The following is a 17,035-nucleotide window of genomic DNA, read 5'->3' as shown; positions in this document are numbered from 1 at the left end:
TTGCGATGGTCGGCAAGCCTAGGTCTTGCTCACGAGCCACACCGAGTGCGGCGACATCCATCACGTGATTGAGCGGACGGCGAACACGCCCTGGACATCGGCGGCGTGCTATGCCCCGAAGATCGAATTTGAGACCAGCTTGCCCTGATCCGCAATGCAAAGCAGGTTGTAGCCATAGGAGTAATGCGCGGCGGCGATGTCGAAATCCGCCCAACTGGCCATAAGCTTGCGGAGTACGATCAGAAAGGCCGCTTGCGTCGCGTAATTGCGTGGGCTGACCTCGACGTCACTATCGGAGGCATACTCTATGCCGTCGAGTGCAAGCGGATGGAGACCAGCGGCTATGGCGAGGAGGAGCGGATGCGCATGCGGGTGTTGTGGCGTCCCGCATCAGAGTTGCTGGAGAAGATGGGTCTGAGTGTCTTCGTGGACGTGACGTTCCAGATCCCGATCGCCGAGGTTCACGAACGATATCTGCTCGAGAGAGCCGAGCAATGGCTCTCGTCCAAGCTTCCGTCACTACTTTGGCAGGACGACTTCGCGCGAGGGACCATAGGCGAGATGGATCTGGCCACATCCAAGGAGTCAAGTTCAAGTACGGTGCTTCGCCGCGTTACATGCACGCGTGCGATCAGGCGATCGTGCTACGCTGGAAGTGCATTACGAGATGTTGTGTGCAGAAATCGCACACGAAAGTTCTGCTTCCCTTCTTTTTTCGTTCCCACGGCGGAGCCGCCGAGAGCTCTTTCCTACGCTCTTCTGCCGACGACATTGACCGCTCCAATTCGGATGATCGTCGGGAACCCATGAACCGCATTGTCGGCTGCGTCCAGCTTGCCTGGAAGCTTTCCGAACTTTCTGCCTATCGCCTTCAGCCAAACTGCGAGGGCTCGTCGCTGAGGCGAATTCCCAACAAGCCTCCAGGCGTTGCGCTGGTGGTAACGGAGAGAGCTTCCGCCAATATAGCGCTGCAACCAAGTTCACCTGTTGAGGTGAAACTCCGATCAGCACAATAGGTCAAAACCTGCCCGTAAGGGCGACCGCTTTGCGCCTCTACTCATTCAGACGCTCCGTCAGCCAGCACACTTTAGCGTACCGATGTCTGTATCTGATTGAGGTTCAGCTGGAAGAGAAGGCTCTGGAGTCGTGCACTAATGGCTGCATCAGAGGTATCCTCCGCGTCACCAGAGCTTGGGGCGAAGCCATAAGAAATCCTATCTGTGTTGACTTTCGAGGCGCCAATGAGACCGCCGGGTCCTGTAAAATGGCTGAGGCTCCAATTAGGTCCGAAACCATTTACGTTACGAGTAACCTCAAACTGTACGTACCCGCCGAACTCGCCATCGGCACCATTCAGCTTCGCGTTCGAATCTGAGTATTGGGCGGTAAAGGCAAGCGCAACGACCTTGTCTAGGCCAAGCTCGCCATCCAGATTTGTCTCGGACGGGCTGGGGCATTCCTCGAACCGATTTTTTGTTCCTGTCTTTCGACTGTATGCAGCGGCGATTTTGCGGTCGGCAATCAGCCGATCGACGGAGAAGTAAAGATTCTGCGTGAAGTTTTGCTCACGGGCCTTAGCGATCTTAAAGCCAGCGTCGAAGGTAAACTGGGCGTTAGAAATATACGACAAAGAGGGCGCAAGCTCGCCACTGTCGTTTACCGTCAGTGATAAGGACACGCCAATCACGTAGTGAAGCTGTTCCAACTTTGGTCCGGTGTAGGGGGAGGCAATTGCCTTCAGCAATTCACACTTCACGCGCTGGACGATTGTCGCGGTCGTGGGATGCCGCTCCTTTCGTCGTCCGACGCGATTGTCGCGGTCTTGAAGGCTGGCGTGCCGGACTTCGTGGAGCGTGGCGCAAAGGCGCTCCGGCTGGCACTTCCGTTGACCGAAAGGCGTGACCGACCCCTTTCTGCTCTTCCGTGCTTGGTCCCTCGGTCCGGACGCCACATTCAGTAGCGCGATTATTTGATGGTCTCAGTGCGGGCCGAGCGCACGACTTCCGTCAAACCGCATCGCGAGCTGATTGGCTAGAAGGCAGCTCAGAATGTCGCCACCCCCCTGATCGGTTGAAGTCGCTGACTCAAACTAGCTGGATCCATTCCATTCGCTGCGTATGCTGCCATCGCCTCCTCGCGCCAAAACATGTCACCAGGTCCTGGATAAGTTGTCCTTAGCGAACGAATTGTCCTAAGCGCGTTAGTGGCCCACACCCGGAACTCGGAGGTGCGCCAGAAGGCAACGTCTTGAAGATGAACCGCTGCCTCGGGTGCCGCCCCGGAGATCCCGCTAACAAGAACCGGGACAATTTTCGCTTGGTCGCCCAGACCAAGGCGCTGTCGCAGCCATGTTGGATGGCTCGCAACCTGACGTGCTTTGTTGACAGGAAGCAGCGTAGTTGACTGTGCCTCCGTGAAGTCTTCGAATACGATCGCAAAGGATTCATCTGCTACCCACCAGGGGTCCGGCGCCCCGTCTGTTTCCTCATTACCAGCGTCGAAACCGAGCAGGAGTCCGAGCTCCTTCTGCGCATTTTCGAACGGGGCAAAGGCATCTTGCCCGATCCCCTCAAGGATCAAGCGCTCGACTTTCGCAAATTTTTCGTCGTGCCTCGTTCCCAGTTCAGCGAACCGCAGCTCAAGCCGCTCAATCAGAGGAGCGGCCGAGATTCCGGGCTTGCTGTCTTCGACAAGTTGCGCCTCTCGCAGCCCGGCGAGCTGCCGCAGCCAAGTTATGCCGGATGATGCTTTCGCCGCAATTGTGTAGTACTCGCGAGCCACGCCACTCAAGTCGACGCCCCCAGCGCGGGTCGCCTGACTCGCTGCATCTCCTGCCAAATAATTCCACAGCGCGCGATAGCCCTTCAGCCCCCCATCCTGCAGAAGTGTCAGCACATGCCTCGCTTCCTCCAGTGCGCCAGTGGGATTGTGATCCCACATAGCGTATTGGTAGGCGACCTCGTGATCGGCTGCATGGCGCAATTGCTCGAGCGCGGGCAAATTCGATTGTGTGGCCAAGCCTCGTAGGCGCCTGATCTCATTTTCTGCACCGCGCCATTCTTCGCCGCGAGCATAGAAAAGAAGGAGATTGTCGAGCATCTCCTGGCTTGTCCCGGACTGCTCTATGCCGAACGTTAGTTCAGCCTGAAGCTCCGGATGGAGCGCGCTTCGCGTCTCGCGCTTGCTAATATATGTGTGAAGATCTTCCCCGAGGAGTATCACCGCTGAATAGTCGGTTGCTGACCGCGTGCAGCGACCTACGGCCTGCACCACGCGGGTGCGAACTCGGTCGGCGAGAAGGAGGCCCGCGCTCATGCGAGATACCAAGAACCGCTCTTGCAGATTAGCGGCCGCAGGGAGCCCACGCATGATCAGCAGACGACACTGCTCGTCTGGGAAGTCAATTCCGTCGTAGCGATTTGCGAGTACTGCCACCGCTTGCGGCGCTTGGACGAAGGCCTGCTTGGATTCTTCGATCTGACTCGCGGAGTACACGGGGTATTGGATTGTCGAAGCGATCTCCTCTTCCACGATCTTGGCCGTCCTGAAGTCAGGGACAAGTACAACCGCCTTTTGGGCTTCCTGAATGGCAGCGCACTGCAAGGCGTGCTGCTCATCGTCCGCGAGCGCCCGGCCAGGCAGGATAAAGAACCGCCGACCGACGCCCTGCGCGTTGAAATCGTCGGATACGCTTAGCCGCTGGATGCGGGGAACGCCTGTTACCCGTTCGAGATCGCCGCCTTCGCCGAGCGTTGCCGACATGAAGATACGCTGCTTGGCCTTCGCAAAGGGTTCGTAGCGCAATGTGGGGGGGATCAGCGGACGAAACATGATCTCGCTCGTGCTGATGTAAAGCCGGCACGCACTGAGATGATTGCGAATCTCTCGCCAACGCCATCGCAGATCATCATCCAAAAGATGCTCGTCTAGCGCCGCCAATAATTGCGGCTCGATCGATGCCACAAACTCGGCGGGAACCATTTCGACCCACGAAATGTCCCACGCCGTTTGTGCATCATCGCGCAGACGCTTGGCGTCAAGCGGCGACAGGACTGAACTTAGAATCGAGACCAGGACGCTGAAGAGCGCTGGGTGGCCGATCCGGTTAACCTGGAGGGTCCAATGCTGCGCCATGTAGTTCTCGGCGGCATGCGCATCGTCGAAGATTAGGCAGTGCGGTTCATCGAAGAAAGTCCGGGCATTAAACAGGCCACCGTAGGTCGTGACCGCGATGACATCACCCGATTGGAAGCGTCCCTTGTCCGCAGGATTGTAGTCGGCCTTACGTCCGACAAACGCAGCAACCGCATCGCGCATTCCGTATTTGGTGCGAGCTTCCTCGACTACTTGGTGAGCAAGCTGCCGGGTTGGGCAAACGTAGACGACACGCTCCTGCATTCGCCGCCGGCGCCATTCGGCGATCAGAATTCCGACGAGCGTCTTCCCGCTTCCTGTGGGCAGCTTGATAGCGACATTACCCGCGCCTAATGCTTTCGCCTGATACTCAGCCAGAACATGACCTTGGTGGGTCAACAGGCCTTTGAACGCGCGATCGCTAAAGTCGAGAAACATGCGCTCGGGGCTATCGAGCGAGATACTGGAAGTTCCACCGAGCTTGAATGCCATGCCGTATTTCCTTGCTGCGCTGCCGTTCTGACTTGCAACGCCGTGGTTGTTCGCCGGATCCAGAGGTTGGGTACCCTATGCTGCCTCGGAATATCTAATTCTCCCGAAATTGCACGCCCCCTAGACGTCAATTCCGGGGTTTATTCCAAGATGGACAAGGTTCATTGATGGTGGAAGTGTTCTGGCAAGGGCAAATTCCGTTTTTGCATGGTTGTCCGCAAATGGAATTGCGTCGGGAATGTCTGGAGTTGGCTCGACATACTTATTCTGGCAGATGAGTCGAACGACGACTTTCCAAGCCTGCCTCTTGTTGCCGCGATTGTCCTCGGAGGCCCTTACCGCCAGGGCTAGTCCCGCCGTCTGTGACGACGTCGTCGGTTGAAGTTGGGTGAATTTCAAAATTGCGCATCCACTGTCGGTTGCATATGTCGGCATCAGGACAGGAGGAATACCATTATGAAGGCTGAGGAAATCCCCGCCTTTGTTCATGACGTGATCGAGGCAGGGTGCAACATCTGGGCAGTCGGAGACGACAGGTACGTTGTCGGGGACTCTGATCTATCCGAAGCAGAATACAGGGCTGCTTGCCCAGACCTGGCTCGAATCCAGCGTGTCTATGGGAACCGCGATCATTTGCGCGGCGAGATCGTCGCTTACCTGCGCACACTGGGCCGATACATCGAGCTGGGAAATCCCCCGGTAGAACATTGAGACAAGGGCTCCCGTCCTCCTCTAGCGTCTAGCATCCTTACGGGGCCAAGCCGATCCCCGGGTCGCTCCTGTTGAAGTCCCCGGGGAAATCATCAGGTCCCGGGCCGATCTCGGAACATCTCCAGTCGTCCTTTTTCTAAGCGACTCTCGTAGATTGCATTGATGTTGGGGAAGGTCTCCATATCGATGCCGTTTGTCTCCATGGCATTCCGGACGAGATCTTTGTCCCAATCTCTTGCGATCGTCTCCACTTCGCCCCGCGCATAGCTATACGCGTTGTCCACCAGCGCGTGCAAAGTCGCCCAATGCAGGACATCATTGGTTAGCTCATGATCGATGGCTACGCTCTGTTGGTCCGGTCGAACATGACGCCCAGGACGTATGCCTTCGTTTCGTGCCCTCAACACTTGGTAGGCTCGGATCATGTTGGCGAGCTTCATTTGGGTATAGTCGTCTCCAAATTGGATGCATTCTTTGAGGATCGCAACCGTTTCCGAATCAATGGCCATAAACTCCATCACAGGGGCGCCACCCAGCACGAGGTCTTCCGCCGAGAAATGTCGCTTCATATTGTTGCAGCAAACCTCTGACATGTTGCTCAGAGCCAAGGGCAGCATAGCAACGGCAGCCCGATTGGATTTTTCTTGCCGTTGGCGCTCCTGGTCGCCGTTCTGCTGAATCTGAATTCTTGACGTATAAACGGCGATGCTCGCAGCCCCCAGAGTTGCGACGGTTACCATTAGAGCTGTCAGGTATTGGTGCCACGGCTCGCCGTCGGCGATGTCGATCAACCAGAACAAGATCAAGAAAAAGACGGAGGAAAGAAACGCTCCGAACGCTGCGCCGTCCAAAAACTTTGCGCCATGCAGCCGCCCCCAAAACATTCGCCCCTCCCTTAGAATCAGCCCACGGCGATTTTATCGGATAGAGGCGTCCGTAGGCAGTGCTCCCTGTTGCTCCTGTCGGAAGCCCTTCCATTTCCCTTCCCTGTCATGTCCGGAACCGCACTTGACGGTCATTCCGGCGGCCCGTTGTTCCCACGGGGAGGCCCGTCAGGGCCTAACCTTGGGTCGTTGGGACTAACTGAAAGTTGGTCCCTCTTTCTTACTTCCTCCCACACCTCGTAGAACAGTTCCTTCCCCGCATCGCTCATAGTCATGCCGAAGGAGATCCCGCGCTCCGCACAAGCGTTGCGGAAGGGCTTCATGGATTCTTCGTGCTGCGCAGCCGACTCCCTGACCCTCTCCTGATATGCCGCTTTTTCCTGCCTCTCCCCGGCCGTGGCCGCTTCCAGAAGCTCGGCCGCCTTCTCCGAATCCGCAATGATCCAGCGGTGCGCGTTGCGCAGCAGAATCTCGCCTACAGGTCGAAGCCGACGAGGGAGCCGTCTGGCCGTTTCGAGAATCCGAATCCGGCCTCCTTCAACGCCTTCATCGCCGTGCCGGAACGCGGCGCGACGGTGGGGACATACACCGTTAAGCCTAGCAACTCGGAATGCTCCTGGAGCTGTGCGAGGGACAGTTTCTTCAGCCGCCAGGTTACGGGAATCCCCGCCGCTTCCAGGGAGTATAGGACGTGCTGCCGCCGCAGCTTCGCGCGCGGCCGATCGACGGCTCCGCCGACCGCCTCCGCCGCTTCGTATAGCTCTGCCCGCGAAGGCCTGCCGGAGAGCCGGAACCGTTCCGTCACGCCGATCGCGCCGGCGAAGGCCGTGTATCTCTCTCCATAGACGGATTCCCTTTCCTCCCGCAGAGGAACGGGCGGCAGCGGGTCGGCGACCCGCGCCGACTTCGTCGCCGTTCGCCGGCGGAAGGGCCTGGTAGAAGCCCCAGGTGTTTCCCGCCGCATTTGTCACTGCCGCGCAGATCTCATGTTCCATGATATCAAGCACCAGTCTGGAGCCGCCTGCCGGGCGGGCAACGATCGGTGTGTCATCCGTTGCGACCTCGAACGTCAGCCATGCCGCGTTGCCCAAGTTGATGCCGGGCAAGGCGACGAGATCGCGTAGCATGTAGTGAGCGGCGGAGAACCCGCCCGCGATCGGGATCAGCATCCCGAAGCCGATGACAACGCGCAGCGGTGCCCATGTCTGATGGAATTTGTCGCCGAGCACCTTCCCCGAATGGGCGGAAGACACGATGCCGACGATGATGTGGTATCCGAGGAACAGGCTGGCGAGAAAGCCCAGCGCCGACGCGAACGTTCCCACCGCCGCGCCGTAGGGCAAGCGCAAGCGCCACGACCGTCGCACCGCGCTTGTTTCAAGCATCCGCAACGCCAGAATTCTTGAAGACGAATTGCACGAAACCGAGGAGGAAATCATGGCAACGAACGCAACCCGCCAAGGCCGCGCAGGCATCCACCCACGGAGCCGCGCCGACTTCAAACAGAAACTCCTCCGCGAGCGCTTCCCCGACCTCCCGAACGCCGAAAGTTGGGCGGGTTCCCTGCATTTCATTGACACGTCGAACCCCGGTCTTATCCGCATCGCCACTAAGGACGGCGGGCATGCCGAAATCGAGAACCGTATGGCGAAGGTCTTCGGCCGGCGCGGCCAGGCCGACGCCCTTGTCGCCGCTCTCCAGGCGGCCGACGACTTGGACGACATCGAGCGGCTTGAGGAGCTTAAGAGCCTCCGCCGCAAGGCCGACGGTGCCCGTCCTCGCCGGAACCCGGACGAGGTTCCGCAGCTTCCTCCGGATCGCGTCGAATCCCTGTCCGACAGGTGGCGCAGCCGTGGCTTCACTAAGGTGGTGGAGGCCCCGGATGGCGTCTGGATCGAGATCGGAAAATGCAGGCTCCAGGATCTCGGCGACGAACTGCGAATCCACGGCCCCGCCGCCAGCGATGCCGCTGTCCGCGCGATGATCACGAAAGCCGTGGACGAGTGGGATTCCTCGCTGGAGGTTTTCGGCGGACGCTCCTTCAAGGACGCCACATGGCTTCAGGCCCGGCGCCAAGGCGTCGTTGTTTACGATGCCGAGACGGGCAAGCTCTACGAGCCTTCGGAGGATGTCCGCCGCGCGTTCGAGGGCGACCAGCTCAGAGTCCGCGCCGAGCACGACGAGATGTCGGCGATCCGGAACCACAAGGCTGTCGCCAGCCTCGTTCTCGAGGCCGCCGCCGGTGACGCCGCCGCTCTCGAAAAGCTCGAAAGAAACGACCGCGAGCTTGCCGCCTTCGTCACCATGCACCTGGACGACGAGCAGCGCGGCAAGATGGTCGGGAAACCCGAGGCCGACGTCGTTGCCGCCCTCCCTGCCTTCCGCAGCTTCGGCAGGACCGCCCGCGAGGCTGAGGAAGCCCGCAGGAAGAAGGAAGGGCTCCCCGTGCTGGCCGACGACATGGATATTCCTCCGCCGTTCCCAGACCTCGACTATGAGGAGAGGAGGCCCCGTTGAATTTCGTGAGCCACGAAAATCAGGACGAAGCCCACGCCCTCCGGCGCTATGTGTCCGCCCGCGCTCACGGGCGGACCTATCCTGAGTTCGCGCGCTTCGATCCGGCAACGCAATGCTGGGTGGAATCGAATGCCACCGAGGCCGCCGGCCGACGCGACGGGAAAGCCTTCCGTCTGGTACGCCGCCCCGGCCTCCCATGGTGCCCATGGCTGGGACTGGACGCCCGCATTGCCGAAGACCACGCTCTTCAGGCTCTTTTCGAATTGCGCGCCCGCGAAACGCACGACTGGCAGCGTCTGTTCAAGGAAGTCACCCGCAACCGTCGTCAGGCTCTCCGCGACTGGCGCCGCGAAGGCCTTGCTATCCTGTCCCGTGTCCGGATGTAGGCGGCGCATGGCCCTGACGTGTGCTTGCCTTCCGCCCTCGCCGAGGAGTTCCGGATGCCCGGCCAGGGGATGCGCTCCCTGAAAAGGTTTTGACGCTGGCCGACTAGAACTGCCTCATTAGATTGAGCAGGCCGCCCATAGGGGTGTTCCATGTTCGAAAAGGAATCTCGACCTTGGTGTTGTCAGGGAAGGTCTTGATCAGCTTTATTCCGCCCCTTTCGAGAACGTCGATCGCGATGTCACCGATTGGATCGAATTCGGCCCGCTCATCCCACTCGCCAAGCCGTTCCCAGAGTTTCCTATAAGCGGTTTCGAGCTTTTCGAAATACTCGGAGAACCAACGACCGTTGAGTGCTTCGGCCAATTCGGGAAGATCAGCGATCTTCTTATCAAGGCCATGCATCGTTCCAATCAGATAGGATGCCCATTTGATGAGGTTGCCATATAGCGGCGGGACCTCTGCAAGAATTTGGTCGATGTCGCCATGTGTCCGATAGGACAAAATGAATTCATTCGCCGATTGGTCTGTTTCCGAGAGTGCCTTGACGAACGTGCTGACATAACCGTCCGTCGGGTCTGTACCCCAGTCTGCGCTCGCCCGCGTAGCGCCGTATTCTTCCCAGCATGCATCGGTGACCTCTAGTCGGAAACGGTCGAAGTAGTTCGATGCGCCTTCACGTAAAATCACATTCGGAAATCGCTTGTCGAATGCTGTATGCAGCATCGCATGAGCGCATTCGTGTGCAAGGGTATGGACAGCCAACGGGAATAATTCGGACTCAGGTTCTGCAAGGCCGAGGATCGCTTGGACGTGGAAGACCAAGTGGGTTTTGAGCTTTCCGTTTCTTAAAACCGCTGGTGCCATTGCTATGCCGATTACGCCGTCTTCGTCGGTGGAGGCCGTCAAAGGTCGGAGGCCTTCAATGCCGCGATCGAGGGCGGTCAAAGCTTCATGGTAGTCCCCAGAAATGGTAACGCCATCGACCCCGCTGAGGTCCATCGATCTGCCGAGAACCCTCATCGACCCTAATACTCGATAGGCAAACTCGCGAGCTTTGTCCTCGCTCTCAAATGGGCCGCTGAGGCTAACACCAACGTTAGTTGGCAGCGTTGTAGGCTCCTCGGAATCACCGACGGTGATGGGTTCGCTATCATCAGCCATGCAGGGTAACTCCAGTGTGACCGTAAGATCGGTATCGTATTGCTTCTGTTCAAGAATATTCGCTGTTCGCTGCAAGTTCCGGGCTACGCCAATGTGCGTTTTGCCCGCTCCGTGATCACACTTCTCAGCTCGGCTATTGAATACGGCGGATTTCGGCGATGCACGACGTGATGACAATTTGCGCAGAGCGGCACCAGATCGCGGATTGGGTCGACCTGATAGGCTTCGCCGATCTGCGAGAGAGGCGTTAGGTGGTGAACGTGGATGAGATCGGCGCCAATCGGGCCATACCTATCCTCATAGCTGAGATCGCATGCTTGGCATCGGTAGCCGAAGTGCCTGATACACTCTCGTCGAGCTTCAGCGTTGCGTTCGTATTTCGTGAGTTCAACCGTTTTTAGCTCGCCTTCGGTTAGGACGGCGGCGGGGACGCCCAGACCGCCGTCCGTCGCCGTGGTGGGAGGGACCCGTCCGATCACGAAGTCCCCCGCGACCCCGGTGACGTGCATCTCCCAGATACCCCACTGACCAATGGAAAGGCTGGATTCCGGCGGGGCGGGATGCAACTCCGATACCATCTCTCCTGTCACCGGGTCACGCCATAAGCGGCGCATGTCGCGATTTCGTTCATGGAGATACCATGCCGGCCACTCGCCAAGTTGGTATGCCCAGGATTCGGCACGAGCGTGACACCTCCGCGCGATGGCCAAGCATTCAGAAGCGGGTGGAACTGCTATTGAGATCCGGAAGTTGGGGCCTGGCTGATCTGCTGGTGGTGTTAAGTAGGCGTAGTTCTTCGTCTGCTTGACAAGCGACCATCCCCGCCTTGGAAGAATCACGCTCAGCGTGAGGGAAGCTCCGAACCGATAGGTGTTCGGTCCATACTTCTTTGGCGCCTTCCCACTTGCATTGAACTCGATCACTTCGATCGGCCAACCTGGAGGGGAGTGGGTGCGCGCCGCTGGTTCGTCGAGTTCCCAGGTGTCTGCCTCTTCTTTGGCCACGAAGCTGTTTCCCGTTATAGGGCGGAGAATTTGTAACTGCTTTAGGGGAATATAAGAACCGTCGTTGATGGCAGCATTCAGTTCTTTGTCAAAAACACGAAGTGTGGACGATTCAACATGATGGCGAATACGCTCCGATCGGGGACTGAACAGGAACGGGTCGCGAGCTCGAGATCGTGCCATCCGGCACGCCCTGTCAGGTCTCAGGACTCTAGTCATCCTTCGACAACATGTGATCGCAGTAGTCGCAGAGTCGAGGATTGTTGATAGACTTGTTGCTTATACTAAGTGACTCACCACACCTCGCGCAGTCGCCGCCCACCGCGTAGCCGCAGAAGAAGCATTTTACGGTGATGCCTGTTTCCACATATGTGGCGTTGTAGCACTCAGGACAGTCGTGAATCGTCGGCTCCAGCCCCTCTTTGGCTGCCATATAGCCGTCAATGCCGAAGCCTGCCTCTACAATTATCTCGACGGTCTTCTCGGCCGAGAATGTATCGCCGCATGCCTTGCAGCATCCCTCTATGTCACCCGGTTCGCCGTTGGCGTCGTCTTTCTGGTAAACGAGCGACGATCTACAGTTCGGGCACGAGATATCATCGCGCTCGGCGATCTCTGGCCACCAGGGAATTTCCTGAAATGTCGCGTTGCACGTGTCTTTCAGCTTTCTGAAGAACGCGCGTTCTGCAAGCATCAAATCCCACGTGCCGCCAAGCTCAACCTTGGGCGATTTCTCCAGTATTGCGAAGAATCCTTCCACCAAAGGAAAGCAATCGGCTATCACCTGTCGTATCGCTGGCTTCGGCGTTGCAGAGTGGTAGTGCTCAAAGTCATTCCGGAGCTTTTGAAGGCCTTTGATGTCGCCAGCAGGCCATGTGAGCTTGAAACCCTTGAAGCGCTCACGGAGTTCCGCAAGGTCGATAGTCTGCTGGCCCTTGGCTGCATATGCTACCTCGCCGTCGTCGTCCAAAATGGGGGCGAATTTCGATGCAAGGATTTCCATGGGATCGGCGTCGTCTGGCGCAGCATTCAAAAGGCACTGTTTCCCGAGAAGCAGCACCCCCGCGTAGAAGTTCCGTAGCGCGCTTATCGGCCGAAGATCGTCGTTGGACTGAAAATCCTGGATACCAAGCCTGATCGAGGCGATGGCGTTCTCGTAGATATCATTCATCGCCTCTGAATCCTTGGTCCGCGTGGACAGCCATTGCGGCCACGTGGTCGAACATCTTCTTCAGATGCTTGCTCATGAGCACTTGTACGGCCTTCGGAGCCTGTCCGGTATCGTATACGGAGCCTTCGACAGCTTCCCGGAACTGCTTCACGGCGGCGCTTGGGGTAGTTCCATCGAGATGGGCGTAGTTGTAGGCTGAGAATAGGGCAAGGGCATGAAAGGCGTGCTCAAGAGCCAGCAGCCGCGCCAAGTCGTCTTCGCCCCAATTGACGCTCATCGTTCGCTTCCTCCACCCTGTCTGATCTCTGACCGATTCCCTCTTGCTTCTCAATTGTTGACAAGGGAATCCTTGGGACGGTACACCTGCACGTACACCAATCAGGTGTACGTTTCTTGATTTGAGCGATTTTCGCCAGCGCTATTCGTGTTTTAGAATCAAATACTTACGGGCGGATTCCTCGCAAAGTCCCTTCGGGCCCACCATAACCTTTGATTTTGTTGTCAAAAATTCGGCTCAGCCCAAAACGTTCTGGGCCCATTGTGGGCCGCCCGCGCCTCGGTTGGTTGCGGTTCCTTCGCGCTGATTCAATTGCGTTCCAAAAACGACTCACCGACATCACCGGCCATCGATTTTGTAACCGAAGGTCGGCGGTTCGATGCCGTCCGGGGGCGATGGGATTGTACCTGCGACCCCACCCGTATGAAGGGCGTGCTCACTCGCCTGGCGGCAGACATGTGTAGATCGCGCCCGCCAGTGTGAAATACGATTTTCATACTATCGGACATACCCAAGGAGGTTTTGACCGTCAGCTAGATGGGCCAGGAGCGGAACGGCTGCATCGCAAATCATCATACCGTAAGCTGCCAGTCCGCTCCCGTCCCCAATGCGGTCATTCTGGAGCATGTCTCCGAACGTTCGCAAACGAGGTTAGCCACAGTTGACTGCCACGGGAGCATGCGGAACGATACGGGAAGCTTTCAGATCTTGGCCCAGGAAAAACTCAACAAAATCATCAATTTTCGTTCGCCCTCCGGGCCCACCATTATCGTTGTTTATCAATGACTTAGCGGAATTTTTTGACTTGGTCAGCCAAGTCAAGACTGGCGAACCTCCGCGCATCGCATTGATATTGTTGATTTATGGTGGGCTTCCGTGGACTCGGTTGCAACGGAGGCGGAATGCACCGCACCGCAGTCCAGGGGCTGAATGGGTTCGGAGTATCCAGGCCAGATGCGTACGTCTTAGATCTTCAGGTGCTGAAGAACTCGGCCCGCCGTTCCCTCCGCAACCTCGCCGGCATCATCGATCCGACCAAGCTTCAGCACAGCCCAACTGTCGGCGATGCCCAGCGCGAAGGGCAGGTTTTGCTCGACGATCAGGATCGTCGTGCCGTTGGCCCGGCGCTCTTCCTTGAGTACAGCGGCGATGCGTTCGACGACCGACGGCTGAAGGCCTTCGGAAATCTCGTCGATCAGCAGCAGCTTTGGCCGCAACATCAGAGCGCGGCCCAGAATAAGCATCTTCTGCTCGCCGCCGGATAGGGTTCCGGCTCGTTGCGACAGGCGGTCCCCGAGGAACGGAAAATGCCCACAGACCCGCTCCACTGCTTGCGCAAAGCCGCGATCCGACCGCAGAGCGAGCCGCAGGTTGTCGCGCACGCTGAGATCCTGGAACAGGGCCTGCTCCTGAGGGGCATAGCCGACACCGGATGAGATCAGCGAGGCCTGAGAGAGGCCTGATATCGACGTACCGTCAAGGCGGATGTCGCCTGAACGCAATGCCACGAAACCGAGAATGGTTTTGAGCACCGTGGTCTTGCCCATCCCGTTCTTGCCCATCAGCGCAAAAATCTGTCCGGGCGCGATAGAGAGCGACAGCGCCTCGATAATGGCAACCGGCCCATAGCCGCTCGTAATGTTCGACAGCGCTAGTTTCGGCACGGTGGTTTTGGCTTCCTCAAGCATGGGCGGCTCCCGAGTAGATCGTCCTGACCATTTCGGAATTGACGACGTCGTCGACGCTACCGTCGAGCACCAGCTTGCCCTGGTGGAGAACGACGATCCTGGTCGAGATGTCGCGGACGAAATCGAGATCGTGCTCGACCAGGATGGCGGCGAAGCCAAGGTCGCCGGTCAGCTTCTGCAGCGTCGCACCGATGGTGGTGCGCTCGACCTTGGTGAGCCCGGCCGTCGGCTCGTCGAGCAGGATGAGTTTTGGCTCGAGCGCAACGACCATGGCGAGCTCGAGACTCTGCTTCTGCCCATGCGACAACAGCGACACCCGTTGGCTAAGCATCTGGTCGAGGCCGGTGGAACGCAAGATATCGGTGGCGGCGGCCGGCAATCCAAGCGTGGCGGAGCGGTGGAGCAGGCTCGGCGCCTGGCGCGAGGCGCGTGCCATGCGCAGGCAGTCGGCTACGGTCAGGCTATCGAAAACGCTCGCCACCTGGAACTTGCGGCCGACGCCAAGCGCCACGATTTTATCCGGTGTCATGCCGCTGATGTTGCGGCCTGCGATATTGACGCTTCCGATTGTGGCCTCAGTGCCATCGCTGAGACATCGCATCAGTGTCGTCTTGCCTGCGCCATTGGGGCCAACAAGGCTGACCAGTTCGCCCGACCGAACGTCGAGGTCGATACCTTGCAGCACCTGCAGGCTGCCGAAGGCTTTGCCGAGGCCGCTGACGGAGAGCACGCGGTCGCCCTCGGCGCTGCGGTTCCCGGCCGTCTCGACGGCGATGGCCGGGCTGCCGGCTTGGTTGGTCTGCGCGGCATTGCGGCGTGGCATCAGCATTGCCAACAATTGCGCCAGCCCGTTCGGCAACAGGATGATCATGACCACGAAAAGAGCGCCGACGACCAGGTTCCACAGGAAGGGCAAGTCGCCCGAAAGCTGGGCGCTTAGATAGTCGATGCCGATCGCGCCCATGACAGGCCCGATGATGGTGCCGCGGCCGCCAAGGGCGGTCCAGATGACGATTTCGGTGCCGAAGACGAAGCCGGTATTTTCCGGCGCCACCACACCCGACGCATTGGCATAGACGAAGCCGGCAATGCCGGCGACGCCGGCGAGGATCGTTGTCAGCACGATCTTCAGCCGTTGCGGATCGAGGCCGAGATAGGCGCAGCGCGCTTCATTGTCGCGAATGGCGATGAGCAGCTTGCCGGCGTCGGAGCGGGTGAAGACCAGGGCGACGACAGTGGTGACAATCAGGCAGATGCCGGCAAACCTGAAATATCCCGGCAGGCCAAGCGGCAGGCCGGAATAGCCGACCAGCCCGCTGCTCGATCCAGTCCACACGCCACCCGAAAACACCAGCTGCGTCACAACGATCGGCACAACCAGCGAGATCACCGTCGCATAGAGCGGCGTCGAGCCATGGCCGAACGACAGCCAGCCGACGAAGGCGCCGAGCAGCACCGGCACGAGGATCGCCAGGGCAAACGCCAATGCCAGAAAGGCGGGCGTCGAGCCGAGATGGCTGAGCACCATGGCGCTGGCATAGGCGCCGGTGCCGAAGAACGCCGCCTGGCCGAAGGTCAGCACCCCGGTGTAGCCCCACAGGATGTCGACGGTCACCGCCAGCATGGCGTAGATCATCGAGCGGGTCAGCACGTTGAGCGTAAAGCGGTCGAACAGCGCAGGGCCGATGATGATGACGACCGCCGTCGCAAGCGCGAGCGCTGCAAACACCCAGGCCCTCGGCGGGATGGAACGGCTCTCAGGCACGGGCAAATCCCTTCGGGCTGATGCGCAGCACCAGGGCGCATAGGACCGCCACCGTGATGCCGCCAAGAATGGGGCTGACGAAGGTGCTGACCAGAACCTGGACGCCACCGAAAACGAGGCAGGCGATGGCCAGCGTCGAGAAAGACGAGCCGGCAACCATGACCAGCATGAACGAGCCGATCAGCCAGGCGACGCCCATGTTCGGATCGACGCTGGTCAGCGGCGTCAGAAGCACGCCGGCGAGTGCCGCCAGTCCGGTGCCGATCATGAAGGTGGCGAGCCGCACGCGCGCCGTGTCGATGCCGAGCGCGCGCGCCAGCATCTCGTTCATGATGACCGCTTGCGCCGACAGGCCGAGCCGCGTGCCTTCGAGCAGGAAGGTGAAGGCAAGCCCGATGATCAGTGCGGCCGCGACGGCAAACAGCCGGTAAAGCGAATAGCCTATGCCGAACACATCGACCGTGCCCGACAGAAGATTGGGAGTGAACTGCACGTCGCGCCCGAACCACAGCGTGATCAGCTGGCCGATGACGATGCCCAGCCCCCAGGTCGCCAGGATGGCGTCGAGCGGCCGGCGATAGAGCGGCCGCACGATTGCCAGTTCGGTGATGCCGCCAAGGATTGCGCCGACGGAAAAGGCAATCGGCAGCGCTGCCCAGGGATTGAGCCCGAGGCCGGCCGTCGCCACCGCGCAGTAAGCGCCGATGGTCAGCCAGGCGCCGTGGGCGAAATTGATGATCTTCAGCACGCCGAAGATCGCAAGCAGGCCGGCAGCGACGATGAACAGGATCGCCGCCGTCGTCACCATGTCCAGGAGAAGCGTCATGGCAGGTCCCCGATGGTG

15 protein-coding genes are annotated in these 17,035 nt (G+C 59.1%); 3 read left to right on the top strand and 12 right to left on the bottom strand.

Annotated features, from left to right (window positions below):
• Window positions 1-183: 183 nt before the first annotated feature.
• Complete coding sequence (locus tag LB577_RS14750) at window positions 184-810, top strand: hypothetical protein (protein ID WP_224687241.1); 627 nt, start codon at window positions 184-186, stop codon at window positions 808-810.
• A gap of 277 nt (window positions 811-1,087) precedes the next feature.
• Here the strand turns inward: LB577_RS14750 and LB577_RS14745 are convergent, their stop codons facing one another.
• The 5 genes from LB577_RS14745 to LB577_RS14720 form a co-directional block, all read right to left on the bottom strand.
• The gene (locus tag LB577_RS14745) at window positions 1,088-1,744 is read right to left on the bottom strand and encodes a hypothetical protein (protein WP_224687240.1); all 657 of its coding nucleotides are present in this window, start codon (window positions 1,742-1,744) and stop codon (window positions 1,088-1,090) included.
• A gap of 299 nt (window positions 1,745-2,043) precedes the next feature.
• Window positions 2,044-4,626 carry a DEAD/DEAH box helicase gene (locus tag LB577_RS14740; RefSeq protein ID WP_224687239.1) on the bottom strand — a complete coding sequence of 861 codons (2,583 nt, stop codon included), beginning with the start codon at window positions 4,624-4,626 and terminating at the stop codon, window positions 2,044-2,046.
• A gap of 120 nt (window positions 4,627-4,746) precedes the next feature.
• Window positions 4,747-5,115: a hypothetical protein gene (locus tag LB577_RS14735; protein WP_224687265.1), complete on the bottom strand. Its 369-nt coding sequence runs from the start codon at window positions 5,113-5,115 to the stop codon at window positions 4,747-4,749.
• Between the two features lie 314 nt (window positions 5,116-5,429).
• Window positions 5,430-6,221 carry a hypothetical protein gene (locus tag LB577_RS14725; RefSeq protein WP_224687237.1) on the bottom strand — a complete coding sequence of 264 codons (792 nt, stop codon included), beginning with the start codon at window positions 6,219-6,221 and terminating at the stop codon, window positions 5,430-5,432.
• Window positions 6,222-6,696: 475 nt separating this feature from the next.
• Complete coding sequence (locus LB577_RS14720) at window positions 6,697-7,185, bottom strand: hypothetical protein (RefSeq protein ID WP_224687236.1); 489 nt, start codon at window positions 7,183-7,185, stop codon at window positions 6,697-6,699.
• A 473-nt stretch (window positions 7,186-7,658) separates the two neighbouring features.
• Here LB577_RS14720 and LB577_RS14715 point away from each other — a divergent pair, with 473 nt between their 5' ends.
• Window positions 7,659-8,738 (top strand): LPD7 domain-containing protein, encoded by a 1,080-nt coding sequence (locus LB577_RS14715; RefSeq protein WP_224687235.1) that lies wholly within the window; start codon window positions 7,659-7,661, stop codon window positions 8,736-8,738.
• Window positions 8,735-9,124 carry a hypothetical protein gene (locus LB577_RS14710; RefSeq protein WP_224687234.1) on the top strand — a complete coding sequence of 130 codons (390 nt, stop codon included), beginning with the start codon at window positions 8,735-8,737 and terminating at the stop codon, window positions 9,122-9,124. The genes LB577_RS14715 and LB577_RS14710 overlap by 4 nt, the downstream gene beginning before the upstream one ends.
• A gap of 103 nt (window positions 9,125-9,227) precedes the next feature.
• Here LB577_RS14710 and LB577_RS14705 read toward each other — a convergent pair whose 3' ends face one another.
• The 7 genes from LB577_RS14705 to LB577_RS14675 all read right to left on the bottom strand — a co-directional run bounded on the left by LB577_RS14705 (window position 9,228) and on the right by LB577_RS14675 (window position 17,017).
• On the bottom strand, window positions 9,228-10,286 hold the full coding sequence (locus LB577_RS14705) for a hypothetical protein (RefSeq protein WP_224687233.1): 1,059 nt from the start codon (window positions 10,284-10,286) through the stop codon (window positions 9,228-9,230).
• Window positions 10,287-10,369: 83 nt separating this feature from the next.
• Window positions 10,370-11,473 carry an HNH endonuclease gene (locus LB577_RS14700; protein ID WP_224687232.1) on the bottom strand — a complete coding sequence of 368 codons (1,104 nt, stop codon included), beginning with the start codon at window positions 11,471-11,473 and terminating at the stop codon, window positions 10,370-10,372.
• A 28-nt stretch (window positions 11,474-11,501) separates the two neighbouring features.
• On the bottom strand, window positions 11,502-12,461 hold the full coding sequence (locus LB577_RS14695) for a hypothetical protein (RefSeq protein ID WP_224687231.1): 960 nt from the start codon (window positions 12,459-12,461) through the stop codon (window positions 11,502-11,504).
• Window positions 12,454-12,738, bottom strand: a complete 285-nt coding sequence (locus LB577_RS14690; RefSeq protein WP_224687230.1) for a hypothetical protein — start codon at window positions 12,736-12,738, stop codon at window positions 12,454-12,456. The genes LB577_RS14695 and LB577_RS14690 overlap by 8 nt, the downstream gene beginning before the upstream one ends.
• A 965-nt stretch (window positions 12,739-13,703) precedes the next feature.
• On the bottom strand, window positions 13,704-14,426 hold the full coding sequence (locus tag LB577_RS14685; RefSeq protein ID WP_224687229.1) for an ABC transporter ATP-binding protein: 723 nt from the start codon (window positions 14,424-14,426) through the stop codon (window positions 13,704-13,706).
• Window positions 14,419-16,197, bottom strand: a complete 1,779-nt coding sequence (locus tag LB577_RS14680; RefSeq protein WP_224687228.1) for an ABC transporter permease subunit — start codon at window positions 16,195-16,197, stop codon at window positions 14,419-14,421. Before LB577_RS14680 ends, LB577_RS14685 begins: the two co-directional genes overlap by 8 nt.
• Window positions 16,184-17,017: a branched-chain amino acid ABC transporter permease gene (locus tag LB577_RS14675; protein WP_224687227.1), complete on the bottom strand. Its 834-nt coding sequence runs from the start codon at window positions 17,015-17,017 to the stop codon at window positions 16,184-16,186. Before LB577_RS14675 ends, LB577_RS14680 begins: the two co-directional genes overlap by 14 nt.
• Window positions 17,018-17,035: the final 18 nt, after the last annotated feature.

This window comes from Mesorhizobium sp. B283B1A, assembly GCF_020165735.1.
Classification (GTDB): domain Bacteria; phylum Pseudomonadota; class Alphaproteobacteria; order Rhizobiales; family Rhizobiaceae; genus Mesorhizobium; species Mesorhizobium opportunistum.
Note: the sequence above shows the minus strand (reverse complement) of the source record. Positions and strands in the feature narration are given on the sequence as shown.